At 76.0% G+C, this 26,530-nt stretch carries 26 protein-coding genes; 13 read left to right on the plus strand and 13 right to left on the minus strand.

From position 1 onward, the window contains the following. The 4 genes from ACFVHB_RS36770 to ACFVHB_RS36785 all read left to right on the plus strand — a co-directional run. Positions 1 to 1,228, plus strand: a 1,228-nt coding sequence (locus ACFVHB_RS36770) for a PQQ-binding-like beta-propeller repeat protein (protein WP_380331279.1), incomplete at its 5' end; no start/stop codon positions are given. Between the two features lie 2 nt (positions 1,229 to 1,230). Beyond that, positions 1,231 to 3,600 carry a PQQ-binding-like beta-propeller repeat protein gene (locus tag ACFVHB_RS36775; RefSeq protein ID WP_380331282.1) on the plus strand — a complete coding sequence of 790 codons (2,370 nt, stop codon included), beginning with the start codon at positions 1,231 to 1,233 and terminating at the stop codon, positions 3,598 to 3,600. 137 nt (positions 3,601 to 3,737) lie between these two features. Continuing rightward, entirely contained in the window at positions 3,738 to 3,929 is a 192-nt protein-coding gene (locus ACFVHB_RS36780) for a hypothetical protein (RefSeq protein ID WP_380331285.1), read from the plus strand. Between the two features lie 114 nt (positions 3,930 to 4,043). Continuing rightward, entirely contained in the window at positions 4,044 to 4,745 is a 702-nt protein-coding gene (locus tag ACFVHB_RS36785) for a TetR/AcrR family transcriptional regulator (RefSeq protein WP_380331287.1), read from the plus strand. Between the two features lie 73 nt (positions 4,746 to 4,818). On the opposite strand, the gene ACFVHB_RS36790 is transcribed toward ACFVHB_RS36785, so the two are convergent. Next, entirely contained in the window at positions 4,819 to 5,484 is a 666-nt protein-coding gene (locus ACFVHB_RS36790; protein ID WP_380331290.1) for a TetR/AcrR family transcriptional regulator, read from the minus strand. Positions 5,485 to 5,588: 104 nt separating this feature from the next. Between ACFVHB_RS36790 and ACFVHB_RS36795 the strand changes: the two genes are divergently transcribed. From ACFVHB_RS36795 to ACFVHB_RS36805, 3 genes are all read left to right on the plus strand, one after another. Next, positions 5,589 to 6,410, plus strand: a complete 822-nt coding sequence (locus ACFVHB_RS36795) for an NAD(P)H-binding protein (protein WP_380331293.1) — start codon at positions 5,589 to 5,591, stop codon at positions 6,408 to 6,410. Between the two features lie 138 nt (positions 6,411 to 6,548). Then, positions 6,549 to 7,517, plus strand: coding sequence for a carbohydrate kinase family protein (locus ACFVHB_RS36800; protein ID WP_380331296.1), 969 nt, complete (start codon positions 6,549 to 6,551; stop codon positions 7,515 to 7,517). Between the two features lie 303 nt (positions 7,518 to 7,820). Continuing rightward, a complete protein-coding gene (locus tag ACFVHB_RS36805; protein WP_380331299.1) occupies positions 7,821 to 10,007 on the plus strand; it encodes a trehalose-6-phosphate synthase in 2,187 nt (728 codons plus the stop codon). An 11-nt stretch (positions 10,008 to 10,018) separates the two neighbouring features. Here ACFVHB_RS36805 and ACFVHB_RS36810 read toward each other — a convergent pair whose 3' ends face one another. Then, entirely contained in the window at positions 10,019 to 10,807 is a 789-nt protein-coding gene (locus tag ACFVHB_RS36810; RefSeq protein WP_380331302.1) for an alpha/beta fold hydrolase, read from the minus strand. 184 nt (positions 10,808 to 10,991) lie between these two features. Continuing rightward, on the minus strand, positions 10,992 to 11,753 hold the full coding sequence (locus ACFVHB_RS36815; RefSeq protein WP_380331305.1) for an SOS response-associated peptidase: 762 nt from the start codon (positions 11,751 to 11,753) through the stop codon (positions 10,992 to 10,994). A 297-nt stretch (positions 11,754 to 12,050) separates the two neighbouring features. On the opposite strand from ACFVHB_RS36815, the gene ACFVHB_RS36820 reads away from it, so the two are divergent. From ACFVHB_RS36820 to ACFVHB_RS36835, 4 genes are all read left to right on the plus strand, one after another. Continuing rightward, positions 12,051 to 13,277: a hypothetical protein gene (locus ACFVHB_RS36820; protein WP_380331308.1), complete on the plus strand. Its 1,227-nt coding sequence runs from the start codon at positions 12,051 to 12,053 to the stop codon at positions 13,275 to 13,277. A 103-nt stretch (positions 13,278 to 13,380) separates the two neighbouring features. Further along, entirely contained in the window at positions 13,381 to 13,800 is a 420-nt protein-coding gene (locus ACFVHB_RS36825; protein ID WP_380331311.1) for an SHOCT domain-containing protein, read from the plus strand. Between the two features lie 282 nt (positions 13,801 to 14,082). After that, entirely contained in the window at positions 14,083 to 14,784 is a 702-nt protein-coding gene (locus ACFVHB_RS36830; RefSeq protein ID WP_380331314.1) for a response regulator, read from the plus strand. A 113-nt stretch (positions 14,785 to 14,897) separates the two neighbouring features. Further along, the gene (locus tag ACFVHB_RS36835; protein WP_380331317.1) at positions 14,898 to 15,884 is read left to right on the plus strand and encodes an Acg family FMN-binding oxidoreductase; all 987 of its coding nucleotides are present in this window, start codon (positions 14,898 to 14,900) and stop codon (positions 15,882 to 15,884) included. A 112-nt stretch (positions 15,885 to 15,996) separates the two neighbouring features. Here the strand turns inward: ACFVHB_RS36835 and ACFVHB_RS36840 are convergent, their stop codons facing one another. Beyond that, positions 15,997 to 17,682, minus strand: a complete 1,686-nt coding sequence (locus ACFVHB_RS36840; protein ID WP_380331319.1) for a GAF domain-containing protein — start codon at positions 17,680 to 17,682, stop codon at positions 15,997 to 15,999. Positions 17,683 to 18,033: 351 nt separating this feature from the next. On the opposite strand from ACFVHB_RS36840, the gene ACFVHB_RS36845 reads away from it, so the two are divergent. Further along, on the plus strand, positions 18,034 to 18,708 hold the full coding sequence (locus tag ACFVHB_RS36845; protein WP_380331322.1) for a pyridoxamine 5'-phosphate oxidase family protein: 675 nt from the start codon (positions 18,034 to 18,036) through the stop codon (positions 18,706 to 18,708). A gap of 150 nt (positions 18,709 to 18,858) precedes the next feature. Then, on the plus strand, positions 18,859 to 19,308 hold the full coding sequence (locus ACFVHB_RS36850; protein ID WP_380331325.1) for a hypothetical protein: 450 nt from the start codon (positions 18,859 to 18,861) through the stop codon (positions 19,306 to 19,308). A 154-nt stretch (positions 19,309 to 19,462) separates the two neighbouring features. Here ACFVHB_RS36850 and ACFVHB_RS36855 read toward each other — a convergent pair whose 3' ends face one another. From ACFVHB_RS36855 to ACFVHB_RS36895, 9 genes are all read right to left on the minus strand, one after another. Beyond that, entirely contained in the window at positions 19,463 to 21,310 is a 1,848-nt protein-coding gene (locus tag ACFVHB_RS36855; RefSeq protein WP_380331327.1) for a complex I subunit 5 family protein, read from the minus strand. 9 nt (positions 21,311 to 21,319) lie between these two features. Then, complete coding sequence (locus ACFVHB_RS36860; protein WP_380331330.1) at positions 21,320 to 21,664, minus strand: sodium:proton antiporter; 345 nt, start codon at positions 21,662 to 21,664, stop codon at positions 21,320 to 21,322. Positions 21,665 to 21,716: 52 nt separating this feature from the next. Beyond that, positions 21,717 to 22,457 (minus strand): MnhB domain-containing protein, encoded by a 741-nt coding sequence (locus ACFVHB_RS36865; protein WP_380331333.1) that lies wholly within the window; start codon positions 22,455 to 22,457, stop codon positions 21,717 to 21,719. Next, positions 22,454 to 22,723: a Na(+)/H(+) antiporter subunit B gene (locus tag ACFVHB_RS36870; RefSeq protein WP_380331336.1), complete on the minus strand. Its 270-nt coding sequence runs from the start codon at positions 22,721 to 22,723 to the stop codon at positions 22,454 to 22,456. The genes ACFVHB_RS36865 and ACFVHB_RS36870 overlap by 4 nt, the downstream gene beginning before the upstream one ends. Further along, positions 22,720 to 23,013, minus strand: coding sequence for a cation:proton antiporter (locus ACFVHB_RS36875; RefSeq protein WP_380331339.1), 294 nt, complete (start codon positions 23,011 to 23,013; stop codon positions 22,720 to 22,722). Before ACFVHB_RS36875 ends, ACFVHB_RS36870 begins: the two co-directional genes overlap by 4 nt. After that, positions 23,013 to 23,270 (minus strand): monovalent cation/H+ antiporter complex subunit F, encoded by a 258-nt coding sequence (locus ACFVHB_RS36880; protein WP_380331342.1) that lies wholly within the window; start codon positions 23,268 to 23,270, stop codon positions 23,013 to 23,015. The genes ACFVHB_RS36875 and ACFVHB_RS36880 overlap by 1 nt, the downstream gene beginning before the upstream one ends. Continuing rightward, positions 23,267 to 23,713, minus strand: a complete 447-nt coding sequence (locus ACFVHB_RS36885) for a hypothetical protein (protein WP_380331345.1) — start codon at positions 23,711 to 23,713, stop codon at positions 23,267 to 23,269. The genes ACFVHB_RS36880 and ACFVHB_RS36885 overlap by 4 nt, the downstream gene beginning before the upstream one ends. A 270-nt stretch (positions 23,714 to 23,983) precedes the next feature. Continuing rightward, the gene (locus tag ACFVHB_RS36890; protein WP_380331348.1) at positions 23,984 to 25,108 is read right to left on the minus strand and encodes a glutamate--cysteine ligase; all 1,125 of its coding nucleotides are present in this window, start codon (positions 25,106 to 25,108) and stop codon (positions 23,984 to 23,986) included. A gap of 6 nt (positions 25,109 to 25,114) precedes the next feature. After that, positions 25,115 to 26,131, minus strand: a complete 1,017-nt coding sequence (locus ACFVHB_RS36895) for an SDR family oxidoreductase (RefSeq protein WP_380331351.1) — start codon at positions 26,129 to 26,131, stop codon at positions 25,115 to 25,117. Between the last annotated feature and the right edge of the window lie 399 nt (positions 26,132 to 26,530).

A 26,530-nucleotide genomic window follows, 5' to 3' on the forward strand; every position in this document is an offset into this window, starting at 1 on the left:
GCTGCTCGGCGTCGGCGGCGGCGTGGTCGCGGCCGCGGGCGCCGCGACCGCGATCGCCCTGCTGAGCGACCGCCGCGGCACCGCCACGGCCGGCGGCGGGAGCGGCTCGCCGTCCCCCGTCGTGCGCCCGAACGGCGCCGACGTGCCCGAGGCGAAGCCGAGTTGGCAGGCGACCCAGCAGACGCCCTCCCCGCAGGTGCTCGCCGTCGACGGGGTGACGGTGTGCGTCTCCGTGCAGCACATCTGGGGCCTCGACGACACCGGCCGGACCAAGTGGACGGTGGACGGCGGCGCCTTCGCGATCGACCCGAACACCCCGCGACCGGTCGCCGGGACGGACGCCGGCCGGCTCGTCGTCGCGGAATGGGCGGGCCTGAAGACCGACCTGCTGAGCCTCGACCCGGCCGACGGGAGGGTCGACTGGCGCTTCACCCGGGACCAGAAGAACGCCACGGGTGTGACGTCGTTCGCCGGCGTCCGGTCCGGCAAGGCCTACTTCCTGGGGTCCGGCGACGGCCAGGACCGCGGCCTGGTCCCGGGTGGCTCCCACGTGTGGGCGGTGGACCTCGCCGCCCGCAGGACCGCCTGGTTCCACGGCGAGGACACGCTGCTCGTCCAGTCCGCGCTGCTGCCGGACGACGACCGCGTGATGATCTCCAACCTCGACCAGCTGAAGGTCCTCGACGCGACGGGCGCGGTCGTCTGGACCCGCAAGCTCGCGGCCCTGGGCATCGCCGCCGCCGGCGGCCACTTCCTGGCACCCGACGCGGACGGCAAGCTGACCGCGCTGAACCCGGACGACAAGGGCAGCACGGCGTGGACGGCGGACGGAGTCGTCGGGGGCTCCATCCGCGGCGGCGGCTTCGCCGGCGGTGAGGACGGCAAGCTCCTCCACTGCCTCTGGAAGGACGCCGACGGCGGGTACTCGGTGGGCACCCTGGACCCGGCGAACGGCCGGAACGCCTGGCGCACGCCGCTGCCGCCCGACTCCCCGGAGGCCAAGTACCTCGGAGCCCGCCTCCTGTACGCCGACGGCAACCTCTACCGGATGGGCGCGGACGCCGTGATCTGGGCCCTCGACCCGGCGAACGGGGCCCCGCGCTGGAAGTACTCGGGACTGAAGGGCAAGGACCCGGTGAGGCTCGCCTGGTCGGCCGGGGCCGGGCGGCTCTGCGTCTCCGACACCACCACCCAGACGATCACCGCCGTGCCCGCGAAGGGGGCCTGAGCATGCACCGGCTCGAACCCGGCGACCCGCTCCGGATCGGCTCGTACGCCCTGCTCGGCAGGCTGGGCGCCGGCGGCATGGGGGCGGTCTACCTCGGCCGCTCGGCCGGCGGGCGGACCGTCGCGGTCAAGCTGATCCGGCCCGAGCTGGCCGGCGACCCGCGGTTCCGCGCGCGGTTCCGGGCCGAGGTGTCGGCGGCCCGCGCGGCGTCCTCCGCCTTCACCGCCCCGGTGGTGGACGCCGACCCCGACGCGCCCGTCCCCTGGATGGCCACCGCCTTCGTGCCGGGCGTCGCGCTGGACGAGGCGGTCCGGCTGGTCGGCCCGTTCCCCGAGCACGTCCTGCGCATCCTCACGGCGGGCATCGCCGAGGAGCTGAAGAACATCCACGCCGTCGGGCTGACCCACCGGGACCTCAAGCCGAGCAACGTGCTGCTGGCCCTGGACGGGCCGCACATCATCGACTTCGGCATCGCCCGGGCCGCCGACGGCACCGTGCTGACCGCCGAGGGGGCGGTCTTCGGCACGCCCGCGTTCATGTCCCCCGAGCAGGCGACGGGCGAGCGGGCGGGCCCGCCGAGCGACGTGTTCTCGCTCGGCTCGACCCTGGTCTACGCGGCCACGGGTGGGACCGGGCCGTTCGACGGCGGGCACCTGCTGGAGGTCCTGCGGAAGGTGGTGGGGGAGGAGCCGGACCTGTCGGCGGTGCCCGCCGGGGTGCGGCTGCTGGTGGCGGCCTGCCTGGCCAAGGCCCCGGGCGACCGCCCGACGCCGCAGCAGCTCGCCGCCTCCCAGGGGGTCGGGCCGCTCGTCCCGGGGACGTGGCTGCACCCGGTGCTGGTCGCCGCGATCGAGGAGACGGCGGCGGTGCTCGCCCCGCGGGCCGCCCCCGGTGCGCCCGTCCCACCGGCCCCGCCCACCGGGCCGACCGGCCCGCAGCCGCTCGACGCGTCGGCCGCGGTGCCCGTCGGTCAGCCCACCCTGCGGCTCGGCCCGGTGCCGCCGCCCCCGCCGGCGCGCCGCCCGAGCCGCCGCGGGCTGCTGCTCGGACTGGCCGGCGGGACGGTCGCGCTGGCCGGCGCCGGCACGGCGCTGCTCGTCAGCCGGACCGGCGGCGAGAAGACGCCCGGGGGCGCCGCCGGGCCCCGGTCCGGCCCGACGGCGGACCCGACCGACTACACCCGCTCGCTGGAGACGAACGTGGTGGCGACCCCGCTCTGGACGAAACCGCTCGCCGAGCCGTTGGTCCGGGTGACGGGCGAAGGCGACACCGTCGTCGCCGCCGGGATGAAGAGCGTCTGGGCACTCGACCGCGACGGCGGGCCCCGCTGGGGACCGCTCGTCAACCACACCTCCCCCTCCGGGCTCGGCACCGGCGACTGCCCGGTGGCCGTCGCCGGGGGCACGGCCTACGTCATGGGGTACGGCGGCCCCGACGACCTGGCGTACGTCTTCAAGGCCGTCGACCTCGCCACCGGAACGGTGGCCTGGACCCTCACCCGGCCGGACCTGCGGATCACCCGCTCCGCCTCGGTCATCGGGGCGCTCGGCGACGTCGTCTACGTCCACGGGGAGGCCTCCGGCACCTTCCCCCAGGCCGACCCCAAGGCCCCGGCCCTCTACACGGCCAGCTTCGTGTGGGCGGTCGAGCCGGCCGCCCGCCGGATCCGCTGGCAGACCGTCCAACCGCGCCAACTGCTCGAAACCACCAGGCTGTACCTCCCCTCCTCGGGCACCCGTCTGCTCTGGGAGACCTACGCCACCGACCTCAACACGTACAAGAAGACGGGGCGGTTGGAGGCGCTCGACGCCGCCGACGGCGGGAGGAGCCTCTGGCAGCAACTGGCCCCCGGCAGTGGCGGCCTGATCCCCAGTCTGCCGTTCTTCTTCGACGGCCAGCACTGCTCGGCCGCCGGCAACTTCCTCTACCTCGCCGACCGGCTCTACGCGGTCGATCCGGCCGACGGCAGGGTGGCGTGGCGATCGGCCGGGGAGTGGGCCGTCCAGGCGGCGGTGGCCTCTCCCGACGGCGCCACCGTCTACGCCCTCGGGACGCACTACGCCAAGGCCCGTACCGTCGTCCAGGCCCTCGACGCCAAGACCGGTGCCGCCCGCTGGTCCGGCTCCCTCCCCATGGGGGTGCTCCAGGACACCGCGGCGCACCTTTCGGACGACACCCTCTACATCTGGATCCACGGCACGGTCTGGGCCCTCGACCCCGGCACCGGATCCCCCCGCTGGACCTTCGAATTCAAGCCCAACGGCAGCTCCGCCACCCCCGTGCCCTACTGGGCCGGCGGCGGCCGGCTCTACGGCCCGACCGAGAACGGGCTGGCGGCCATCGCCGCCGACGGCAACGCGGGCCGCGGCTGAACCGGGCCCGTTTCCAGGAGAGACCGGGCGCTCGGGAGCCCGTCCGGCCGAAGGCTGAGGCAGAATGGGTCCACACTCGAAGGGAGGGCCTGTCGCCCACCCGGTGGCAGGTCGGCCCACGCCCCCGGAGGTACTTCGTGTCCAGGATCAGTGACAACGACTCCATGCCCACGCCGGACCGTCTGCTCCACACCGGCGCCGAACACCCCGTCGACCCCGAGGACCTGGTGATGGCCTCGGGCCGCGACGTCACCCCCGCGCTGGTCGAGAAGGCCCGCCAGGACCTCGCCAAGTACGGCGCCCGTGCCGTGGAGCGCCTGCTGCCCTGATCGGCGCCGGCCGCCGGCGACGCCCCGGGGGAAGCGATGCCGGCGGCCGGCGAGAAAGAACCGCCGCCGCCCGGAGCCTGCAAGGGCCAACGCCGTTGTCATAGGCTCCGTGCCATGAGCGAACGCGTGGTGCCGGAGTCGCAGCGGCGGCGCAGGAGGCCGACCAAGCAGGGCACGGTGCTCTCCGAGCAGGTCATCGTGGAGACGGCCCTCAAGCTGATCGGCCAGCACGGCGCGGGTGCCCTCTCGGTGCGCCGGCTCGGCGCCGCGCTCGGCGCCGACCCCAGCTCCCTCTACCGCTACTTCCGCAACACCGACGACCTGCTGCTGGCCGTCGCCGACGAGCTGATCGGACGCGCCCAGCACGGCTGGCAGGCCACCGGCGACTGGCAGGCCGACCTGCGGGCGATCGGCCTGCGCATCCACGCCGCGTACCAGGCGCACCCCCAGGCGGCGATGCTGGCCGCGCACCGCACCACCGGCCGGGAGAACGAGACCCGGGCCGTGGAGGCGATCCTCGGCGTGCTGCGCCGGGCCGGCTTCCCGGACGCGGAGGCGGTCCGGATCTACCACGCCTTCGTGGACCAGGCCCTCGCCTTCGCCGCCCAGGACGCGGCCGCGCTGGCGCTGCCGCCGGCGGCGCAGGCGGCCGACCTGGCCGTCTGGCAGGCGAGCTACGCGAAGCTGCCCGCCGCCACCCACCCGCACATCGCCGCGACCGCCCACCTGCTGGCGGCCGACATGCGCGGCAGCGGGTACCCGTTCGCCCTGGAGCTGCTGCTGGACGCGGCCGCCGCCCGCCTGGGCGCGCGGTAGCGGCGGGCGCGGCCACCTCCGCCGCCGGGGCGCCCGGGCGGGCGGCGTCAGGTCGTCGCGTCCGGTCGGCGCGTCAGGCCGTGGCGTCGATCCACGCGGTCAGCCGAGCGCCCTCGCGGGTCATGATCTCGGGGTCGCGCAGGGCGTTGGAGAGCAGGGACATCCCCTGGTAGGCGCCGACGAGGGCCACCGCGAGGCCGCCGGGATCGGCCACGTCCAGCTGCCGGTACTGCTCCTCGACCCACCGCAGCAGCCGGCGGATGACCAGGCCCGCCGCCTCGTCGAGGCCGCCCTCGTCCCGCTTGTCGAGCTCGGCGGCGAGCGTGCCGGTGGGGCAGCCGTAGCGGGCGGTGACGTCCCGCCGGCCGACCCAGGTGGCCACCAGGGCCTTGAGGCGCTCGCGCGGGTCGGGGAGCCGGTCGAGTTCGCCGGTGAGGGTCTCCAGGTACGTGGTGTGCTCGGTGAGAGCGGCCCTGACCAGGTCGTCCTTGGTCTTGAAGTAGTAGTACACGTTGCCGGTCGGCACATCGGCGGCGCGGGCGATGTCGGCGATGGTGGTCCGCTCGACGCCCTGCTCGTGCAGGACCTGCGCGGCGGCGGCGGTGAGCCGGCGGCGCTTGTCGGCGGTCCTCGCGGCCTTGGTGGTCTTCGCGGCCCCGCCGGCGGCCGGGGCGTCCGGGGCCGTCGGGGCGTCCGCGGCCGGTGCCGTGGCGGTCCGGGAATCCATTGAGTCAGTCACCCGACTAACTGTAGACCGATGACGATCGGGGCTGCTACGGTTTCGACCCAACGGAGTGAGTCGGCCAACTGACTTACTCGCGACTTTCGACAGGGGAGACCGAAATGATCGTGGTGACGGGTGCGACCGGGAACGTCGGGCGGGCGCTGGTCCGGATGCTCACCGAGGCGGGGGGCCCGGTGACCGCGGTGGCCCGGCGCGTCACCGGCGCCGACCTGCCGCCGGGTGTCCGCGCGGTCGCCGCCGACCTGGCCGAACCGACCGGGCTGCGGGCCGCGTTCGAGGGGGCGGAGGCCGTGTTCCTGCTGGTGGCGGGGGAGGATCCGGACGGCGTCCTGGACGAGGCGAAGCGGGCCGGCGTCCGCCGGGTGGTGCTGCTCTCCTCGCAGGGCGCCGGGACCCGCCCGGAGGTGTACGGGCACCCGGTCCGGTTCGAGGAGGCCGTCCGCGGGTCCGGGCTCGACTGGACGGTGCTGCGCTCGGGCGGGATGGCCACCAACGCCCTGGCCTGGGCCGAGTCGGTCCGAACCCGGCGCGCGGCCGAGGCGCCGTTCGGCGACGTCGGACTGCCCTTCGTCGACCCCGAGGACGTCGCCGCGGTCGCGGCGGCCGCCCTGCGCGAGCACGACCACCTCGGCGCCACCTACACCCTGACCGGCCCCGCCCCGACGACCCCGCGCGAGCGGGCCGCGGCGATCGCGGCCGCGCTCGGCGAACCCGTCCGGTTCACCGAGCAGACCCGCGAGCAGGCGCACGAGCTGATGGCCCGCTTCATGCCGCTGCCCGTGGTCGAGGGGACGCTGGCCATCCTGGGCGAACCGACCGCGGAGGAGCGGCAGGTGAGCCCCGACGTCGAACGCGTCCTCGGCCGGGCTCCCGGCACCTTCGCCGCCTGGGCCGCACGCAACGCCGCCGCCTTCCGCTGAGCCGGGGCCGGCCTCGGGACGATCGGTCATCGAACGCCGCGGCCCCGTCGTGAACCGACCGCCGGTGCTTCGGATGCCGCCGGCCCGGGGAGAGGTGGATCAGCGGTTGACGGTCAACGGCGGGAGGGTGACGGGCGGATGGCTGACGGGCGCGGCGCGGAGCGGAACGGGCCGGGGCGGGCGGACCGGGGGAGGGCGCGGCGCCGGGAGGTGCTGGTGGTCGGCGCCTACTTCGCCGACCTGGTCTTCCGGGAGCTGGACCGGCCGGTCCGGGCCGGGACGGAGGTGTTCGCGGAGGCGCTCGACCTGCTGCCCGGCGGGGCCTACACCCCGGCGATGGCGCTGCACCGCCTGGGCCGCGACGTCGTCTGGTCCACCGACTTCGGGGCCGACCTGTTCAGCGGTCAGGTCCTGGCCGCGGCCCGGGCGGAGGGGCTGGACGAGGCCGCCTTCCGCCATCACCCCGGCCCGCTGCGCAGCGTGACGGTCTCCCTCTCCACCCCCGGCGACCGGGCCATGGTCAGCTATCAGGACCCGGTGGACGGCCGGCCGCTCGCCGCGCTGCTGCGCGAGTACCGCCCCGCGGTGCTGCTCCTTCCCCAACTCCGCTACGGCGCCGAGGTGCTGGCCGCGCTGCGGCTGGCCCGCCGGCTCGGCACCGAGGTGTTCATGGACTGCCAGGACACGCCCGGCACCCTGGACACCCCCACGGTGCGCGAAGTCCTCGCCGAGGTCGACGTGTTCGCACCCAACGCCGACGAGGCGCTGCGGCTGACCGGGGCCGGCACGGTCGACGAGGCGCTGGACCGGCTGGGCGGGCTCGCCCGCACGGTGGTCGTCAAGCGCGGCGCCGACGGGGCCTGTGCCGTCCGGGACGGCAAGCGCCACGACGTGGCGGCCGCACCGGCCGAGGCCGTGGACACCACCGGCGCGGGGGACTGCTTCAACGCCGGTTTCGTGCACGCCCGGCTGGGTGGACGGGAGCTGCCCGACTGCCTCGCCGTCGCCGTCGCCTGCGGCGCCGCGGCCACCACCGGCCCGGGCTCCAGTCGCGCCCCGGACGCCGCCGGGCTGCGGGAGTGGCTCGCCCGCGTGCCGCACCGCTGACGCCGACCGTACGACCGCCGGCAGGAGCACGTCCGCGCACCCGCAGGCCCGTGCGTCCACACGTCCGCGCGTCCGCAGGTCCGCAGGTCCGCGTCCGCAGGCCCGCGCGCCCGGCGCGCGGCAGCCGGCGGGGCGCACCACCAGCGCGTCGGCGGCGCGCGAACCCGGGCGTCGCCCGCCGTGGCACGCCCAATTCACTCGGTGATGGGTTCGTGTTAGCGTCCGATGATCCTGATCTGACGTGCGCCCCGGCCCGCCGGTCGGGGCGCACCTTCACGTGTCCATCGGCGAGGGGGCGGCAGCATGGCGGAACCGGAGACGAACGGGCGGAGCACGGTACCGGCCACGGCGGCCGCGCCGCCCCGGCCGGTGCGCCCCGACCGCGTCCTGGTCACCGACCTCGACGGCACCCTGCTGGGCGGCGACCGCGCCGACCGCCGCCGACTGCACGCCGCACTCGCCCGGCACCCCGAGGTGACCGTGGTCTTCGCGACCGGCCGCGCGCTGTCCTCCGTCCGCGAAGTCCTGCGGGACCGGCTGGTGCCCAGACCGCGCTGGATCATCGCCGACGTCGGGGCCAGCGTGATCGACGGCACCGACCAGTCCCCGGTCGCCGGCCTCCAACGCCGGCTGCGGGCCGGCTGGCCGGGAGCGGAACGGGTCCGGGCCGCGTTACGCCGCTTCCCCGGGCTGGCCTACCAGCACGGGGTGGTCCAGGACGGCCGCTGCTCGTTCCACCTGGACCCCGACCACCTGACGCCCGAACTCACCGACGCCGTCGCCGCGTTGGGATGCACCTGGCTGTACTCGGCGGACCGCTACTTCGACGTGCTGCCGCCCGGTGCCAGCAAGGGCGGTGCGCTGGCCGCCCTCGCCGCCGACCAGCACTGGCCGATGGACTCCGTCCTGGTCGCCGGCGACTCGCTCAACGACCTGTCGCTGTACGGGCTCGGGGCGCACGGTGTCATCGTCGGCAACGCCGAGCCCGCCCTGCTCGCCGCCGTCCCCGAGGACGCCACCGTGCACCGGCCCGACCGGCCCGGCGCCGCCGGCATCCTGACCGCCCTGCAGGAGCTCGGCTGGGTGGAACGCGACCACCCGCTGGTGGTCGGCTACCACCGACCACCGGTCCAGCCGGGCCCTGGCGGCTGGCGGCCGCCCGCGAGCCCCAACGGCATCCTGCCCACCCTGCGCAGCCTGCTCGCCGCCAACCCGCAGGCCGTCTGGGCCACCGCCGCCGTGCTCGGCCCGCACCCGCGCCCGGCCCGGCTGGAGGGGCACGGCACCGGCCTGCCGCTCTCCTTCGTCCGGCTGAGCCCCGCCGAGTGGACCGCCTACTTCCACCGCGCCTGCAAGGAGACGCTCTGGCCGGTCCTGATGTCCCAGCCCCGGCGGCTGCGCTTCGACCCGGACACCTGGACCCGCTACCGCGAGGTGAACGCGCGGTTCGCCGAGCACATCGCCGACCACGCCGCGCCGGGCGCCACCGTCTGGCTGCACGACTACAACCTGTGGCTCGTCCCCGGGCTGCTCCGCCCGCTCCGGCCCGACCTGCGGATCGGCCTGTTCCACCACACGCCCTTCCCCGCACCGGACGTCTTCGCGGCGCTGCCCACCGCCGCGGAGGTCCGCGCCTCGCTGAGCCGCCTGCACTGGGCCGGCTTCCACACCGAGACCTTCGCCGAGCAGTTCCGGCGGGTGCTGGCCGGCACGCCGGGCGCGCTGCCGCGCGTCGGCGTGCATCCGCTCGGCATCGACCGCGACGCCGTCACCGCGCTGGCCCGGGCCCGCCGGCCCCGGCGCGCCGGGGCGCTGACGGCGGCGGGCGGAGGCCCCTTGGTGCTCTCGGTCGAACGCCTCGACTACGCCAAGGCCCCCGTGCAGAAGGTCGAGGCCGTCGCCGCCCTGCTCGCCCGCCGGCCCGAGCTGCGCGGCCGGCTGCGGTTCCGCCTGGTCTGCCCGCCGCCCGAACCCGGCATCACCTCGTACGACGCCACCCGGCATGCCCTGGAACGCCGGGTCGCCGAGGTCAACGACGCCTGGGGGAAGGGCGGTTGGCGGCCGGTCGAGTACCTGCCGCACAGCCTGCCGTTCCCCGAGGTGGTCGACCACTACCTCGCCGCCGACGTGTTCTGGGTGACGTCCCTGCAGGACGGGATGAACCTCACCGCGAAGGAGTTCATCGCCGCCCAGCGCGCCGTCGGACAGTCCGGCGTGCTGGTGCTATCCCGCCACGCCGGGGCCGCCGCCCAGCTCGGCGGCGCCGCACTGCTGACCGACCCGCGCTCGCCCGCCGACCTGGTCGACACCCTGGACCGGGCGCTGACCCTGCCGCCGGAGGAGCGTCACCGGCGGCTGGAACGGCTCGCCGAGCTGCTCGGCGACCACCACCCCGCCGACTGGGCCGCCGACATCACCTCCGCCATCCGCGCCGCGTCGGCGGCGGAAGCGCCAGGGGCCTCCGGCGCGCTGGCCGGCTACCCGCGGTGACGCCGGACACCCTAGCGGGGCCCGGCGGCCGCCAGCGCCTCGACCGTGACCTCCGCGATCCGCTGCGGCTCCTCGTTGGGGAGGAAGAAGCTGGTGCCGGGGATCGTCACGACGGTCGCGTGCGGGCAGGCCTCCAGGGTGCTCCGCTCGTCGGCGGTGAGCGCGCCGTCGCCCTTCTCGGCGTGCACCACCCAGACCGGCACGCCGGCCGCGCACAGGCGCGCGGCCGGCCGCTCCTGCGCGTTGAGGTAGGACAGGTAGCCGTGGAGGATGCCGCGCATCACGTGCGGATCGTTGCGCCGCAGGTCGGCGAGCAGCTCGGCCCGGCGTTCGGGCGGTACCCGCATGCCCTTCGAGAACGGCCCCACGAGTTTCAGCAGCGCGGCGGAGGGGAGCGAGCCGAGGACGTCGCCGAGCCGGCAGACGGCGCGGAAGAACGCGGGTTCGTCCGGCGGCGACATGCTGATGCCCACCAGCACGGCCGGACCGGCGAACGCGCCGGTCGCGACCATTTCGAGCGCGACGGTGGCGCCCATGCTGAACCCGACCACCACGTCGCAGGACTGCTCGTCGACCAGCCGGGCGGTGTGCCGGGCCAGGGTGGCGACCGTGAAGTCCTCCGGCGGCGGCGTTCCGGCGTGCCCGGGCAGGGTCGCGGCGACCAGCCTGGTCCCGGCGAGCGCGGGCTCCGCCATCAGCTCCCGGTACGACCGGGCGGCGTTGAGCCCGCCGGGGAGCAGCAGCGCGGTCTGCCGCGCATCGGCCGGCCCCGAGACGAGCAGGTCCCACGCGATGTCCATCGGGCGTCCTCTCCGCGCGCTCCCCGTGACGCTCCCCGCACACCGGGGCCCCGCGCACCGGGTCCGACGCCCCGGTGTCCGGCTCGGGCGGGTCGGCGCGCCACCGGGACGGCGGCGTCCCCTTCATCGTGACGGCCGCGCCCCCGCCGGGCCACCCGGTCGGCCGGTGAGCCGAGTCGTCCCGTCAGCCGGGCACCTCGTCGCCGTGGCCGAGCGGGTCCGGAACGGCGTCCAGCAGGGCGGCGCCGTTGTTGCGGACGCTGTTCACGGCGGTGGAGACCGGCCGCACCGCGAGCTCGCCGCCGCTCGGGGTGTGCAGCAGCCGCCGCAGCCCGGCCGGGTCGGTGTGCTCGGGGTCGAGCCAGGCGTCCAGGTCGTCCGGGCCGATGGTGAGCGGCATCCGGTCGTGGACCCGGCCCGCGGCGTCGGTCGCGTCGGTGGTGATGACGGCGGCCGTCGCCAGCCACGCCGCCGGGTCGTCCTCGGGGACGGAGTCGTCGCGCCAGAACTCGTACAGCCCGGCCATCAGCAGCGGCCCGCCCGAGCGGGGGTGGAGGTAGTACGGCTGCTTGTACGCCTTGCGGCCGTCGCCGGCGGGCACCTGGACCCACTCGTAGTAGCCGTCCGCGGGCAGGACGCAGCGGCGCTTGGCGAACGCCGAGCGGAACGCGGGCTTCTGGTGCACCGTCTCGGCCCGGGCGTTGATCATCCGCGCGCCGCCGTTCGGGTCCTTCGCCCAGGAGGGGACGAGCCCCCAGCGGAGCGGGCGGAGCCGGCGGGTGAGCTCGCCGGTCTCGCGGTCCACGCGCTCCAGCACCGACCACACCGGGTCGGTGGGGGCCACGTTCCAGCTCGGGGCGAGGGTCTCGACCGGGGTCCAGCTGGTCACCCCGAGCAGCTGGACGAGGTCCTGGGGTGTCGTGGTGGAGACGAATCGGCCGCACATGGGGGTAACTCTGCCACCGTCCGGTCGACGCGGGGCGGGTTCCGGAACGGCTGACGCCGCGTAGCCCGGACGGCCCACTCCGGGGTGCCGGGAGTGCGGCGTCACGCGGGAATGGTGGTCAGCGGCGCTTCCGCCGCGCACCGACCGCTGGGAGAGCTGATGAACGGGCCACCCGCGCCTCCTCCGCCCGAGCCGCCGGAGAACGGGCCGCCCGAGGGCGGGCCACCGGACGGCGGGCCGAAGGGCAGCAGGGCGTCCGCCGGGGCCAGGCGCCCCTCGCGGGCCGGACGGATCGCCATGAGCACCGTCTCGGCCGTGCTGATCACGCTGACCTGCATCCTGGTACCCGTTTCGCTGCTCACCGTCTGGGTGCACGACATCGCGCTGGACACCGACCAGTACGTCGCCACGATGTCCCCGCTGGCGACCAACCCGGCGATCCAGGACGCCGCCGTCAACCGGATCACCCACGCGGTGGACGTGAAGGTGGACGGCACCGAGGTCACCTCGGAGCTGGCCGCCTGGCTGCAGTCCCAGGGGCTGCCGCCGAAGGCCGCCGGGGCGGTCAAGTCGCTCGGGCCCAAGCTCGACGACGCGGTGGACCAGGTGGTCAACAAGGCCGCCACCAAGGTCGTGCACAGCGACGCGTTCGCGACGGCGTGGACCGAGGGGAACCGCGCCGCCCACCAGGCCGTGGTCCAGGTGCTCACCGGCCACGGCAAGGGCGCGGTGGACGTCTCCGGCGGGACGGTGACCCTCGACGTCGGGAAGGCCGTCGACAAGCTGAAGGAGGACCTGGTGGCCGCCGGTGTCTCCCCGGCGGACAAGATCCCCGAGGTGAACAAGCAGCTGGTGCTGTTCAAGTCGGACAAGCTGCAGAAGATCCGCGGCGCCGCGCACGCCCTGGACGTCATCGGCAACTGGATGCCGATCATCACCGTCCTCCTCGGCGTGGCCGGCGTACTGCTGGCGCGGCGCAGGCGGCGGGCCCTGGTGACGACGATGCTCGGCGCGGCCGGCGGCTGCCTGGTGGTGGCGATCGCCCTGGTGATCGCGCGCCGCTACTACCTCGACCACCTGCCGCCCGCCGTCCAGTCCGAGGCGGCCGCCGCCGCGGTCTTCGACACGCTGCTGCACTTCCTGCGGATCAGCCTGCGCACGGCGATCGTGCTGGGCATCGTGGTGGCGCTCGGCGCCTACCTCTCCGGTGCCGGGCGGTTCCCGCGCGCCGTGCAGGGCGGGGCGGACCACGTGGCCGACTCCGTCGCCCGCTGGGGCGACGCGCACGGGGTGCACACCGGCCGGGCCGGCACCTGGACCCAGGCCCACCGCCGCTGGCTCATCCTCGCCGCGGTCCTGATCCTGGCCCTGGTCTTCGCGCTCTGGAACCACCCCACGGTCCTGACCGTGCTGCTGCTCGTCCTGATCCTCCTCGCGGTGCTCGCCGTCCTGGCGCTGCTCGCCGCCACCGGACGGGTCGGCAAACCGGCCGACGGACCGCCGGAGCGCACCGACACGCCCTGACCGGGCACCGGCCGATTCCCCAGCCATCCCCCAGCCCCCTCCACCCACCGTCCCCACCACCCACAGCCCGCTCCACCCCTCAACCCGAAAGCAGGCGACGGCCATGCACAACTCCGTGAACCTCGCAGCCGACTACCCCGTGCTGAACATCTTCTGGACCACCTGCCTGATCTTCCTCTGGATCCTCTGGTTCATGCTGCTCTTCCGGATCCTCGCCGACCTGTTCAGGGACGATTCGCTGAGCGGCTGGGCCAAGGCCGGCTGGTCCGTCTTCGTCGTCTTCCTCCCGTTCCTCGGGGTCTTCGTCTACCTCATCGCCCGCGGCAAGGGCATGGGCGAACGCGAAATGACCGAGGCGAAGCAGCGCGACGCGGAGTTCCGCTCCTACGTGCGCGACGCCGCCGCCGGCGGCCCCGCGGCCCCGTCCGCCGCCGAGGGGCTGGCCACGCTCGCCGAGCTGCACAACAGCGGCAAGCTCTCCGACGCGGAGTACGAGCGCGCCAAGGCCAAGATCCTCGGGTGAACAGCGCCGAGAACGCCGCGCCCCGTACGCGGAGGCGGTGCGACCCCTCCTCGCCTCCGCGTACCCGGGCGCCCGGTAGCGTGAGGTCCGCGCGGTGACCTACCCGGGCCCGGCTGCGGCACCGTGGCACTGCGGCACTGCGCACTGCGGTGCGGCGGGCGGCAGGCGGTGTGGCGGCGCAGAATCGGTGGTGCCACCGTCCGCGCGCCCGGCCCGCGCACGTCCGGCCCGCGCGCGCCCGATCCGTGCACGCCCGGTCCGCGCACACCGAGGGAGCAGGCCATGGACACATCCCGGCCCGGCACGTCCGACCGAACGGTGCGGGTGTTCCTGCTGGACGACCACGAGGTGGTCCGGCGGGGTGTCCGCGACCTGCTGGAGGCCGAGCCGGACATCAAGGTCGTCGGGGAGGCCGGCACCTGTGCCCAGGCCCTCGCCCGGGTGCCGGCGCTGCGCCCCGACGTCGCCGTGCTCGACGTGCGGCTGCCGGACGGTGACGGCGTGAGCGTCTGCCGGGAGCTGCGCGACCGGCTGCCCGGGCTGGCCTGTCTGATGCTGACCTCGTTCGACGACGACGACGCTCTGCTGGACGCGATCATGGCGGGCGCGGCCGGGTACGTGCTGAAGCAGGTCAAGGGCGCCGACCTGGTCAGCGCGGTGCGCACGGTGGCCTCGGGCCAGTCCATGCTCGACCCGGCGACCACCCGGCGGCTGATGGAGAGCCTGCGCCACCACGAGGAGAGCGCCACCGACACCGCGCTCGCCGGGCTCACGCCCCGCGAGCGGGAGATCCTGGCCCTGGTGGGCGAGGGCAAGACGAACCGGCAGATCGGCGAGGAGCTCTACCTCGCCGAGAAGACCGTCAAGAACCACGTCTCGCGCCTGCTCGCCAAGCTCGGCGTCGAGCGCCGCCTCCAGGCCGCCGTCCTCGCCGCCGAGGCCGCCGCGGCCGCCGCGGAGCAGCACCACCCGCACCCCCGCTGAGGCGGCGGTGCCCGGGTGGGCCCGGAGAATGAGCCGAACGGCCCAAGCGCCGCGGCGCACCCCGGCCGCACGGTGGAGGTGGTCCACCCGCCGCCACGGCCGAGGAGACGGTCATGCCCACCCTCGCGCTCGACGCCGCCACCCTGGAGAAGCTCGTCTCCGCGGCGGTCGCCGCACCCTCGATCCACAACAGCCAGCCCTGGCGCTTCCGGCTGCAGCCCGACACCTCGACCCTGGAGGTCCGCGCCGACCGGACCCGCGCCGTCCCCGCCGCCGACCCGCAGGGGCGGGCGCTGCACGTCTCCGTCGGCGCCGCCGTGCTCAACCTGCGCGTCGCCGCCCGCCACCTGGGCTGGGCCCCGGAGGTGCGCCTGCTGCCCGACCCGGCCGAACCGGACCTGTTCGCCACCGTGCGCCTGGACGCCCCCGCTCCCGCCAGGGCGCCGGGCACCGACCGGTTGTACGAGGCGATCTGGCACCGCCACAGCATCCGCACGCCGTTCACCGGGGAGAGCGTCCCGCGGGCCGTCCTCGACGAACTCGCCGCGGCCGCCCGGGGCGAGGACGCCGAACTCCACCTGCCCGGCCCCGAGGAGACCTCCCGGTTGCTGCACCTCACCGCCGAGGCCGAGCGCCGCAACACCACCGACCAGGCCCAGCGGGACGAGAGCCGCGGCTGGATCCGCACCGGCGGCGTCCCGGCGTACGGCATCCCGGCCAGCGCGCTCGGCCCGCAGGACCGGGCCGGCCGACTGCCCATGCGGGACTTCGCCGCGATCCGGTCCGCCGAACACCAGGCTCCCGCCGCCTTCGAACCCGAGCCCTGCATCGCCGTCCTCGCCACCCGGCACGACACCCCGGCCGACTGGCTGCGCGCCGGACTCGCCCTGGAACACGTCCTGCTCGCCGCCACCGTCCACTTGGTGCGCGCCTCCCTGCTGCACCAGGCGATGGAGTGGCCCCACCTGCGCTGGGCCGCCCGGGAGCCCCATGAACACCCCGGACACGTCCAGATGCTGATCCGCCTCGGCTACGGCCCCGAGGGCGCCCCCACCCCCCGTCTGGCGGCCACCGACGTGATGGAACCCGGAGCGACGTGACGGAACCCGAAGGCGAGGAACCTCGGCGCGCGGCAGGCCCTCGGCGGGTCGGCCTTCGGAAGGGCGGGCCTTCGGAAGAGCAGGCCTTCGGTGGGGCAGGCCTTCGACGGGGTCAGGCCTTCGGCAGGGGGACCTGCCAGGTCAGTTCGGTGCCGCCCTCGGACCGGCGACGGGCGGTGAAGGTGCCGCCCAGGGCGGCGGCGCGGTCGGCCAGGTTGGCGAGCCCGCTGCGGCGGCCGCCCTCGGGGAGGCCGACCCCGTCGTCGGTCACCGTGAGCGTCAGCCCGGCCGCGGCGGCGACGGAGACGTCGACGGCGCTCGCGCCGGCGTGGCGGGCGGCGTTGGAGAGGGCCTCCTCCAGGACGGCCACGGCGGCGTCCGCGATCTCGGCGGGCACGGTGACGTCGAGCAGGCCGGTCATCCGCAGGCCGGGGGTGAAACCGAGGGTCCGCGCGGCCCGCCCGACCACCTCGACCACCCGGGAGCGCAGGCCGGTCGCGGCGGGGCCCCGCTCGCGCAGGCGCAGCCCGAAGATGGTGGCGCGGATCGTCTTCGCGGTCTCGTCCAGGTCGTCGACGGCCCGCATGACGCGCTCGGCGGCCTCGGGGTGCTCGATGAAGCGGGCGGCGCCCTGGAGGGTCATGCCGGTGGCGAAGAGCCGCTGGATGGCCAGGTCGTGCAGGTCGCGGGCGATCCGGTCGCGTTCCCGCAGCAGGGCGACCTGCTCGGAGTCCCGGCGGCGTTCGGCGAGCTCCATCGCCACCGCCGCCTGGCCGGCGAAGCCCAGCAGCGGGCCGGACTCGTCCTCGTCGAACAGCGGGGCGCCGCAGGCCCGGGCCAGCATCAGCACGCCGCGCACCCCGCGCTCCGCGGTGCCGATCGGGACGGCGATCGCCGGACCGAGGCCCTCCCAGCGCGGGGGACCGGCGGTGATCCTCGGGTCCTTCCGGACGTCGGGGCTCACCACGAGCCCGCCGGTGCGGACGGCGGCGCCGACGAACGACCCCTCGACCGGCAGCACCAGGCCGCGGTGCTGCCGCGCGCCGAGGCCGACGGCGGTCCGCACCTCCAGGTCGCCGCTGTCCGGCAGCGGCAGGGCGACGACGGCGAGGTCCGCGCCGGCGATCTCGGTGGCCCGGGCGAGCAGGAGGTCCAGCACCTGTTGCTCGGCGCTCCCGGAGAGCAGGCTGCTGGTGACCTCGGCGCTCGCCTCCAGCCAGCGCTGCCGCTGCCGGGCCCGGGCGTAGAGCCGGGCGTTGTCGATCGCCACGCCGGCGGCGACGGCGAGCGTGGCTAGGACCGCCTCGTCCTCGGCGTCGAACTCGCCGCCGCCCCGCTTCTCGGTGAGGTAGAGGTTGCCGAACACCCTGCCGCGGATCCGGATCGGCACCCCGAGGAAGGTCCGCATCGGCGGGTGGTTGGCCGGGAAGCCGTAGGAGCCGGGGTGGTCGGAGATCCGGGCCAGCCGCAGCGGCTCGGGGTGGCGGATCAGCTCGCCCAGCACGCCGTGTCCGGCGGGCAGCGCGCCGATCCGCGCGACCTGCTCGTCGGTGAGGCCGACGGGGATGAACTGGGTCAGCCGCTGGTCCTCGCCGATCACGCCCAGCGCGCCGTACTCGGCGTCCACCAGGGTGACCGCCGCCTCCACGATGTGCCGCAGCGCCTGGGCCAGTTCGAGGTCACGCCCGACCGCCAGCACCGCCTCCAGCAGGCTGTGCACCCGGTCGCGGGTGCCCCGGGCCGCGTCCAGCCGGGCCTGGAGCTCGTCCAGCAACTCGTCCAGGCGCAGCTTCGGCACGGGGGCGGGACTCTCCGACTCGCTGCCCAAAGGGACCTCCGCGGCTCTCCCGACGCGCCACCGACCAGCCTAGGGTCTGTCGTCGACCTCCCGCCTGCGGGGCGACGCCGGGGACGGACCCTGGACGTGCCCGGTCCGTCCCGGCGCCCCGGGCGCGAGCCCGCGCCGTCAGGGCCCACCGGCCCAGGACGGAGGTCCGGCAGGCCCTGGCCGGAGCCGTCCGCGGCGGGGAGGCTGGAAGGCGGGGACCGGAACGTCGGGGTCGCCGACGCCGGGGAAGGACGGCCCCCGTCGCGGTCGCGCTCGTCCGGACGTGTCCGTGACGGGCGCCGGCGAGCGAGGAGCCGCATCGTGGAGCACACCCCCGACCTCGAAGCCGTCCGCCGGGCCGACCCCGCCGCCGTCGCCCGCCGGGTCGCCGAGCGCCGCGACCAACTCGGCCTGACCGACCAGATGCTCGCCTACCAGGCGGCCATGGCGCCCCGCTACCTCAGGCACCTGCTGGAGGCCGGCCCGGGCTTCGACCCGGCCGGGTTCACGCGGATCGCGGCCGCGCTCCGGACGTCCTGGCCCGAGCTGCTGGAAGGCCGCGCCGACGCGCCGCCGGGCCAGTCCGGCCCCGGGCCGCGGCCGCTGCTGCTGCACCTGACCGAGTCCGAGTGCTGGAAGCTGATCGGTACGCACGGGGTCGGCCGGATCGGCCTGCCGGTCCAGCCGGGGCCGGCCGTCCACCCGGTCAACTACGCCGTGGACGACGGGGCGATCGTCTACCGCACGGCCGCGCGGGGCGCCGCCGCCCCGTCCGACGGATCGCCGGTCTCGTTCCAGGTGGACCGCATCGACGACCACCTGAGCCAGGGCTGGAGCGTGCTCCTGCTCGGCGAGGCCCACCACGTCGTCGACCCCGACGAGGAGGAGCGGTTGTCGCTGCTGCCGGGCGCCACCCCGTGGGTCGGCGGCGCCCGGCCGCTGTGGGTGCGGGTGCGGGTGGACGAGGTCACCGGCCGCCGGATCGGCACCGGCTGAGCACCCCGGACCCCACCCCGCCAGGGGCGCGAGCGGCGCTTGACAGGAGAAAACCCACGTCTGAGACTCATCGCACCCGAAGCGCCGGTGGGCGCCGGGGAACCAGGGTGACCAGGGGGCCTTGCCCCAGGGCAGCAGGGGCGATGAACCATGAACGTCATCACGACATCCGCATCCGACGAAGGGCCCCGGCCGCGGCCCGCGGGGCGCCCGTCCGTCCGGTGGCCCGGCGCGGTCCGCCGGCCGGGTGCCGCGGACTTCGAACAGTCGGCGAAGGACTGGCTGTTCGACCTGGCCCCGGCGCGCTGGCGCCACGAGCAGGTCTTCCACCGCAACCCGCTGGAGCTGGCCTCCATGCTCAGGCTCCACCTCGACACCCAGGTGGTCGCCCTGCAGGCGGGCCTGAAGGCCCTCCGCACGGCGCTGGTCGGCGCACCGCGACGCCCCGACGACGCCGAGACCATCGACGCCTACCTCCGGGAACAGGCCTGGGCACGGGCCGTCCGCGACCAGGTCAGGCTGGTCGAGGACGCCCTCCACCTGGCCTGCGGCCCCACCGCCCGCAAACGCGTCGCCCGGAACCTCGTGAACGGCGCCTGAGCCGCCCCGGCCAGGACGTCACGGGCCCGCGGGGCGGGGCATCCGGCGGGGCGGGAGGGGGCGGCGACGGAAGGCCCGGGCCGCTCCGCGCGGGCCGGACGCGCCCGCGGCCCCCCGGGCGGCCGGACCAGGGACCAACCGCCCGGTGGAGCGCTCACAGCTGCGCCGCGATGGCGACCAGCAGGGCCGCGAGGCCGACGGCCAGCCAGGCCACGTAGTCGCCGAGCAGCCCGGAGTGCAGCCGGCGCAGCGGCAGCACGGTGGTCCGGTACAGCCGGCCGGGGCCGCGGCGGGGGTCACGGCGGACGGCCGCGGTCGCGACCGCGGCGGCCAGCAGGGCGGAGAGCAGGCCGAGCCCGACTCCGGCCGGGGTCCACCAGGCCTCCGGCGCGGGGGCGGCGGGCACCCCCGGCCGGTTCCCGAGGACGTCGGCGAGGTAGCCGTCGCGGTCGGTGAAGGCCGCCGCGCCCGCGGCGAGGGACCGGCCGACGGCGGGCAGGACGCCGACGGCCAGGCAGGCGGCGAGCAGCAGTCCGGGCACGACCAGCATCGGCGCGGGCAGCCGGCGGCCGGGTGCGCGGATCTCGGGCTCCTCGCCCTCGCCGGTGGTCGCGGCCACCTCGGGGTGTTCGGCCGGTGGCAGGCCCGCGCCGCCGAACACCCGCAGGCCCGCGCGCAGCACCGCCCCGCCGGTGAGCGCGGACACCAGGACGAACACCACCGGCGGCCAGCCGAGTTCGCGCGCGGCGGCCTCCTCGGTGACGGCCTTGCCGAGCCCGGTGCCGAACGGCGGCAGCCCGGCCAGGGCCAGCCCGCCCAGGAGGAACAGCAGCCCGGGCAGCCGGAGTTCGCGGGCCCGGCCGTGCAGTCCGTGCTCGTCCACCGAGCCGTACCGGTCGAGCAGGACGCCGGTGAGGCCGAACAGGGCGGCCTTGGCGCCCGCGTGCCCGGCGACGTACACCGCGGTGCCGGCCAGGCCGTCGGGGGTGAGCACCGCGATGCCGACCAGGAAGAGGCCGACGTGCCCGACCGTGGAGAACGCGAGCATCCGTTTGAGGTGCCGTTGCTGCCAGCACATCACGGCGCCGACCAGGGCGGTGAGCACGCCGGCGGCCACCAGGGTGTGCCGGACGACGGTGTCCGGCAGCCCGCCCGCGCCGCCGAACACCACCCGCTGGATCCGTGCCACGCCGTAGACGCCGAGCTCGACCATCACCCCGGAGAGCAGCATGCACACCGGGCTGGGGGCGACGGCGTGCGCGTCGGGCAGCCAGAAGTGGAACGGTGCCGTGGCCGCCTTCACCAGCGGGCCGGCCAGCACCAGGACGAACGCGACGACCAGCAGGGCGTCGGGGCCGTGCCCGGGTGCGGCGAGGCGGTCGAGTCCGGCCCCGAGCTGGGCGAGGCCGAGCTCCCCGGTGCGGGCGTAGAGCAGGCCGATGCCGAGCAGCGAGAGGTAGGCGGCGGCCGAGTTGACGAGGCCGAAGGCGAGCGCGCCGTGCAGCGGGCGCGGGTCCTCGATCCGGTAGCCGGTGAGCGCGTAGGCGACGGCGCCCATGAGTTCGAAGAACACGAAGGCGTCGAAGAGGTCGCCGGTGAGGGCGAATCCGCACATGCCGGCCTCGAAGAGCAGCAGCAGGGCGGGGAACATCCCGCCGTGCTCGCCGGAGGGCTCGTCGAAGTACCGCCAGGCGTAGCAGAGCACGGCCAGCACCAGGGCGGCGGCGAGCAGGGCCAGGCCGACGCCGAGCCGGTCGGCGACCAGCACGATGCCGACGCTGTGGCCGTCGTGCGGCACCCAGCCGCCGAGCCACGACACGGTCCGGCCCTCGGGCGCCGTCCGCGTCCAGAGCAGCGCCAGGCAGGCGACGTCGGCGGCGGCCCACGCGGTGGCTAGCGCGTCGCGGCCGGTCCGGGGCAGCCACCGGCCGGCGACGGCGAGGACGGCGGCGCCCAGCAGCGGGACGGCGACGGCGAGGGGCAGCAGGTCGGAGGCGGTCACCGGGGGCCGTCACCCCCGCAGCCCGGTGAGCGCCTCCGGGTCGACCGTGCCGTGCCGTTTGCGCAGTTGGATGACCAGGGCGAGGAGCAGCGCGGTGACGGTCGCGCCGACCACGATGTCGGTGAGCGCCAGCGCCTGGACCACCGGGTCGACCACCGGGGAGCCGGGCGGCAGGTCGGAGTAGACCGGGGCGGTGGCGCCGCGGCGGTAGCCGACGGCGAGCAGCAGCACGTAGGTCGAGGACTGGGCGACGGCCAGGCAGCCGACCGCCTGCACCAGGTTGCGGCTGGTGACGAGCCCGTACAGCCCGGCGAGCAGGATCCACCCGGCGACCAGGTAGGGCAGGACGCTCATGCATCCCCCTCGCGAAACGCGCACCTCTCGACGGTTCGCTCGCTCCGCTCACTCACTGGCCCCTCCCGCGCGGGACGACTTCCACCGCCTGGTCGAGGAAGTGCGCGAGCAGGACGACGACGCCGGAGCCGACCTCGACGCCGACGACGGCGTTGAGCACCGGCACCAGGCCGCCGGAGGAGAGCTGGTTGAAGGTCCCGAGCGGCAGGGTGTTGGCGAGGTAGCCGACACCGGCGGCGATGCCGACGAGCCCGAGCGCGGCGAAGGCCCCGGCGGCCAGCGCGTCCGCCACGTCGAGGACGGCCAGCGGGCGGATCCGCTTGAGGACCAGGTAGTCGGCGGCGACGTAGGCCAGGTGCAGGGCGGTGGCCATCGCGACGCCGCCCTGGAAGCCGCCGCCGGGGCTCAACTGGCCGTGGGCGACGAGGTATCCGCCGGTCAGTACGGTGACCGGCAGGAGGGTGGCGCCGAAGAGCCGGGTGCTCGGCAGCACGGGTTCGGCGACCGGGCGGCGCTTGCGTTCGTCCCGGGCCGGGCGCAGCAGCATGCCCGCGCCGAGCACCGAGCCGAACAGGATCGACTCCTCGCCGAGCGTGTCGAAGGCGCGCTGGTCGAAGTTGACGGAGGAGACGATGTTGGCCGTCCGGCGGGCCAGTCCGGCCGCCACCGCCCGGTCGCCGTAGGGGTGCCGGGGGCCGCCGAAGGCGGGCAGCCGGTCGGCGGCGGCGATCAGCCCGGCCGCGAGGACGGCGGCGGCGGTCAGGAACAGCCGCAGCCGGGCGGTCCGGGTCACTCCTGCCGGTCCGGGTGGTCGTCGGGACGCTCGGCGCGGCGCACCCGGCGGACGGTGAGCAGGATCAGCAGCGGGGTGATCGCGCTGCCCACCCCGAGCTGGGAGAGCGCGACGTCGGGGGCCTGGAGCACGGTGAAGAGGACGGCGAGGCAGAGCCCGAGCAGGGCGAGCACGGCGGCCTGCCGGACCGGGTCCCGGGTGAGCGCGGCGGCGGTGGCGCTGACCGCGGTGAGCAGCAGGTCGATCACGATCAGGGCGTCGGTCATCGCTCGGCCTCCGGTCGGGCGCGGACGGTGGTGCGGGCGACGGCCATCGTGGTGATGGTGCCGCCGGCTGCCAGGAGCAGGCCGATGACCAGCAGCTTGACGGCGGCCCGGCCCGGTCCGGTGTCCACGGCGAGGGCGAGCGCGACCAGGGGCGCGCCCAGGGTGGCCGCGGGGGAGAGGGCGTGCAGCCGCAGGTAGGGGCCGGGGAGGACGGCGAGGGCGACGGCTGCGAGCAGCAGGGCTGCGGTGCCCGCGCAGAGCAGGGCCAGGGCGAGGAGGTGACGGTCCATCAGTGGTCCTGTCCGGCCAGGAAGCGGGTGAAGACCAGCGTGCCGGCGGGGGCGAGCACGGCGAGGTCGAGCGCGAGATCGGTGTACGAGGGGCGGCCGAAGCCCTGGGCGAGCAGCAGCAGGACGGCGGCGGTCACCGTCGCGGCGAGGTTCAGCCCGGCGAGGCGCTGCCGCGGTTCGCCGCGCAGCCCGAGCAGCAGGCACGGGCCGAGCCCGCCGGCGGCGAGGACGGCCGCCGCGAGCAGCCAGGCGTTCACCGGGTGCCGCCGGTCAACGCGCGCTCCAGCGAGGAGACCTGGTCGCCGAGCGCGTGCACGGTCAGCGTGCCGCCCTCGGCCTCGACCACGTAGGCGCCGGGGGTCGCCGAGAACAGCGCGGCCGCCCAGGCCGGACCGGTTCCGGGGTCGAGCCGCACCGTGCGGAACCCGCCGTCCCGGTGCCGGGGCGACAGGACGGCGAGCACCAGCCGCCCGGTGTCGGCGAGCAGCGTCGAGGGGAACGCCCAGAGCGCGTGCGCCCAGCGGGCGGCACCGCCCCAGGCCGCGCCGGACGCGCGCCGGACGATGACGGCGCCGATCGCCCCGAGGAGCGCGATGCCGCCGCCGACCGCGACCTCCAACGGGGTCACCGAGCTGATCAGGACGATGTTCAGCAGCAGCAACAGCCCCCACCAGAGCAGGAGTTCGACCGCGGTGCGCAACCGCCTCACCCCCTCGTCGACCACGACCTCGCCCGCCACCGCGGTGGGCGGCCCCAGGTGTACCGTCCGGGCGGCGGCCGCGTCCCGCGCGCAACGCCGCCCGGCGCGCGATCCCCGTTCCGGATCACCCGTTCGCCGGAACGCGGCGCCGACTGCTGCGATCATCTGCCCGGCGCGGGCCGGGCGGTGAGCGGTCCGCCCAGGAGGTGAGCGTCACGGCACGGCACGGTGAGCGCGGTGGGTTCGTCGACGACGGCCGCGAGGTGGGCGTCACGGCACGGCCACGGTGAGCTCGGCGAGGTCGTCCACCACGGCCGCGAGGTGCCCGTGCCGGCGGAAGGCGCGCCGCTGGCGGGCGGCGCCGGTGCCGAGGCGGCGGAGGCGGGTGAGGGCGGACTCCGCGGCCGCCAGGTCACCGGCCGCGGCCAGTCCGGGGGCGGCCCGTTCGAGCAGTCCCTCGGCCAGGGCGCGCATCGGGGCGCGCCGGCCGGTGCGCGGATCGACGCCGGTGCCGGACAGGCCGCTGCGGGCGGCCTGCCAGTGCGCGGCGCCGAGCAGACCGGACGGGAACGCGGGCGCGGCCCGGCCGTCCCGGATCTCGCCGAGCAGGACGGTGGCCAGCCCGCGCAGCAGCGCGGCCAGCAGCAGCACGGTCTCCAGGTCGGCGTTGACGTCGGCGATCCGCACCTCCAGCGTCGGGACGTGCTCGGAGGGCCGGGCGTACCAGTAGATCATCCGGCGGTCGAGCAGGACGCCGCAGTCCACCAGGGCGTCCGCCAGCGCCTCGTACTGCTCCTCGTCCAGGACCGGGGCCGGTCCGACGGTGGGCCAGCGCGCCCACTGGACGGTGCGCCAGCTGGAGAAGCCGCTGTCACGGCCCGTCGCGAACGGGGAGTTGACGGCGAGCGCCTGGACCACCGGCAGCCACGGCCGCAGGTGGTTGCCGAGGGCGAGTGCCTGCCGGCGGCCGTCCGTGCCCAGGTGCACGTGGCAGCCGCAGAGCGCGCCGTCGTACCCGTCCAGCACGCCCGCGTAGCGGGCCGCCATCCGCCGGTAGCGCGGGTCGTCCGTGACCCGGCCCGGTCCGGGGCCGGCGAGCACCGGCGTGCCGGAGGCCACCAGCAGGCAGTCCGCGCCGGCCGCCGCCGCGGCGACCACCGAGCGCAGCCGGACGAGGTCGGCGCGCAGCTCGTCGAGCCGCTCGGCGGGGCGGGTGCACACCTCGATCTGCACGGGGAAGAACTCGGCCTGGACCTGGTCGCCGAGGACGGCCGCGGCGTCCGCGATGACCTGCGGCGCTCGCTCGACGGGCAGCCGGGTGTGCCGGTCGACCAGCAGGAACTCCTCCTCCACCCCGAAGGTGGGCACCATCGGCAGGGTGTTCGGGCAGGCCATCGCCGGTCACCGTCCCCGGACGAGCACGCCGGCCGCCGCGCCCAGCAGGCCGGCCGCGCCGGCCGTGAGCAGTCCGTGGTGCTGGGAGGCCCACAGCTGCGCGCTGTGTTCGCGGGCCTCGGCGTCGAAGCGGCCGTGCGCCCCGTGGTCCTCGGTGTCGTCGGCCGGCGCCCACAGGTTGGCCGTGTCGGGCCCGCGGGGCGGCCGGTCCTCCTGCTGGGCGTCGAGCGCGGTGCGTGCGAGGTATCGGTCCAGCAGACCGGGCGCGACGGCGTTGGCGAGCAGCGTGGCGGCGGTGCTCGCGCCCACCCAGTACTCGCGCCGACCGGGGTGGTCGGCCGCGTACCGCACCGCGCGGGCGGCCAGTTCGGGTTGGTGCACGGGCGGGACGGGCCGGGCCCGGCCGCGCAGCCGGCTGAGGACCCAGTCGAACTGCGGGGTGTTGACCGCGGGCAGCTGCACCATCGTCACCCGCACGTGCGAGCCGCGGGCCAGCAGTTCGCAGCGCAGCGCCTCGTGCCAGCCCTGCAGGGCGTGCTTGGCGCCGCTGTAGGCGGTCTGCAGCGGGATGCCCCGGTAGGCGATCGCCGAACCGACCTGGACGATCGTGCCGTGGTCGCGCGGGAGCATCCGGGTCAGCGCGGCCCGGGTGGCGTTGACGTAGCCCAGGTAGGTGACCTCGGTGACGCGGCGGAACTCCTCCGGCCCGATCTCGGTGAACGGCGCGAAGACCGAGACGAAGGCGTCGTTGACCCAGACGTCGACCGGGCCGAACTCCGCCTCGGCCCGGGCCGCCGCGACCTCGCAGGCCGCCGGGTCGGCGACGTCGGCCAGGACGACGCGCACCGGCGAGCCGGCCGCCTGCGCCTCGGCGGCGGCCGCGTGCAGTCCGGCCCGCCCGCGGGCGACCAGCACGAGGCGGTCGCCGCCGGTGGCGAAGGCCCGGACGCAGGCCCGGCCGACGCCGGCGCTGGCGCCGGTGATCACCACGGTGCGCGGCTTCGAGCGGGCGCGTGGAGTCATGGCGGGCGTCTTGCCGGGCGGGCGGAGCCGAAACGCCGCGGCGGTCGGTCTGCGGTCCGTCACCGGGCCGACCACTCCCGGTGACGGAACCTGTCACAGAAGACCGGAATCAAATGTCGTATATCGGGTAAGAACCCCATGAAGCGGCCACGGCGAGACGTCGGGCCGCCCCGCACCCTCACCGGGTGCCACCGGGACCGTCGCTTGAAGAAGCCGGGCACGAGTCCTCGGGAAGAAGCCCGTGACGCGCGAGCGCGAGTACGCCCGCGACGCCGGGTAGTCGCCCCCTCATGCCCAGGAGCGCCACCGTGTCCTCCACCGTCGGAACCGGCGGCCCGGCCCATCCGGCCGGTGCCGCGCCGTCCGGGATCCCGCCCGACCTGCCGCCGAAGCCCACCG

The organism is Kitasatospora sp. NPDC127111, assembly GCF_042677465.1.
Taxonomy (GTDB): domain Bacteria; phylum Actinomycetota; class Actinomycetes; order Streptomycetales; family Streptomycetaceae; genus Kitasatospora.

Excerpts from the sequence above, each read along its gene's own strand:
- ACFVHB_RS36775 (WP_380331282.1), top strand. The coding sequence starts at position 1,231 with ATGCACCGGCTCGAACCCGGCGACCCGCTCCGGATCGGCTCGTACGCC.
- ACFVHB_RS36785 (WP_380331287.1), top strand. The coding sequence starts at position 4,044 with ATGAGCGAACGCGTGGTGCCGGAGTCGCAGCGGCGGCGCAGGAGGCCG.
- ACFVHB_RS36795 (WP_380331293.1), top strand. The coding sequence starts at position 5,589 with ATGATCGTGGTGACGGGTGCGACCGGGAACGTCGGGCGGGCGCTGGTC.
- ACFVHB_RS36800 (WP_380331296.1), top strand. The coding sequence starts at position 6,549 with ATGGCTGACGGGCGCGGCGCGGAGCGGAACGGGCCGGGGCGGGCGGAC.
- ACFVHB_RS36805 (WP_380331299.1), top strand. The coding sequence starts at position 7,821 with ATGGCGGAACCGGAGACGAACGGGCGGAGCACGGTACCGGCCACGGCG.
- ACFVHB_RS36810 (WP_380331302.1), bottom strand. The coding sequence starts at position 10,807 with ATGGACATCGCGTGGGACCTGCTCGTCTCGGGGCCGGCCGATGCGCGG.
- ACFVHB_RS36815 (WP_380331305.1), bottom strand. The coding sequence starts at position 11,753 with ATGTGCGGCCGATTCGTCTCCACCACGACACCCCAGGACCTCGTCCAG.
- ACFVHB_RS36820 (WP_380331308.1), top strand. The coding sequence starts at position 12,051 with ATGAGCACCGTCTCGGCCGTGCTGATCACGCTGACCTGCATCCTGGTA.
- ACFVHB_RS36825 (WP_380331311.1), top strand. The coding sequence starts at position 13,381 with ATGCACAACTCCGTGAACCTCGCAGCCGACTACCCCGTGCTGAACATC.
- ACFVHB_RS36830 (WP_380331314.1), top strand. The coding sequence starts at position 14,083 with ATGGACACATCCCGGCCCGGCACGTCCGACCGAACGGTGCGGGTGTTC.
- ACFVHB_RS36835 (WP_380331317.1), top strand. The coding sequence starts at position 14,898 with ATGCCCACCCTCGCGCTCGACGCCGCCACCCTGGAGAAGCTCGTCTCC.
- ACFVHB_RS36850 (WP_380331325.1), top strand. The coding sequence starts at position 18,859 with ATGAACGTCATCACGACATCCGCATCCGACGAAGGGCCCCGGCCGCGG.
- ACFVHB_RS36860 (WP_380331330.1), bottom strand. The coding sequence starts at position 21,664 with ATGAGCGTCCTGCCCTACCTGGTCGCCGGGTGGATCCTGCTCGCCGGG.
- ACFVHB_RS36870 (WP_380331336.1), bottom strand. The coding sequence starts at position 22,723 with ATGACCGACGCCCTGATCGTGATCGACCTGCTGCTCACCGCGGTCAGC.
- ACFVHB_RS36875 (WP_380331339.1), bottom strand. The coding sequence starts at position 23,013 with ATGGACCGTCACCTCCTCGCCCTGGCCCTGCTCTGCGCGGGCACCGCA.
- ACFVHB_RS36890 (WP_380331348.1), bottom strand. The coding sequence starts at position 25,108 with ATGGCCTGCCCGAACACCCTGCCGATGGTGCCCACCTTCGGGGTGGAG.
- ACFVHB_RS36895 (WP_380331351.1), bottom strand. The coding sequence starts at position 26,131 with ATGACTCCACGCGCCCGCTCGAAGCCGCGCACCGTGGTGATCACCGGC.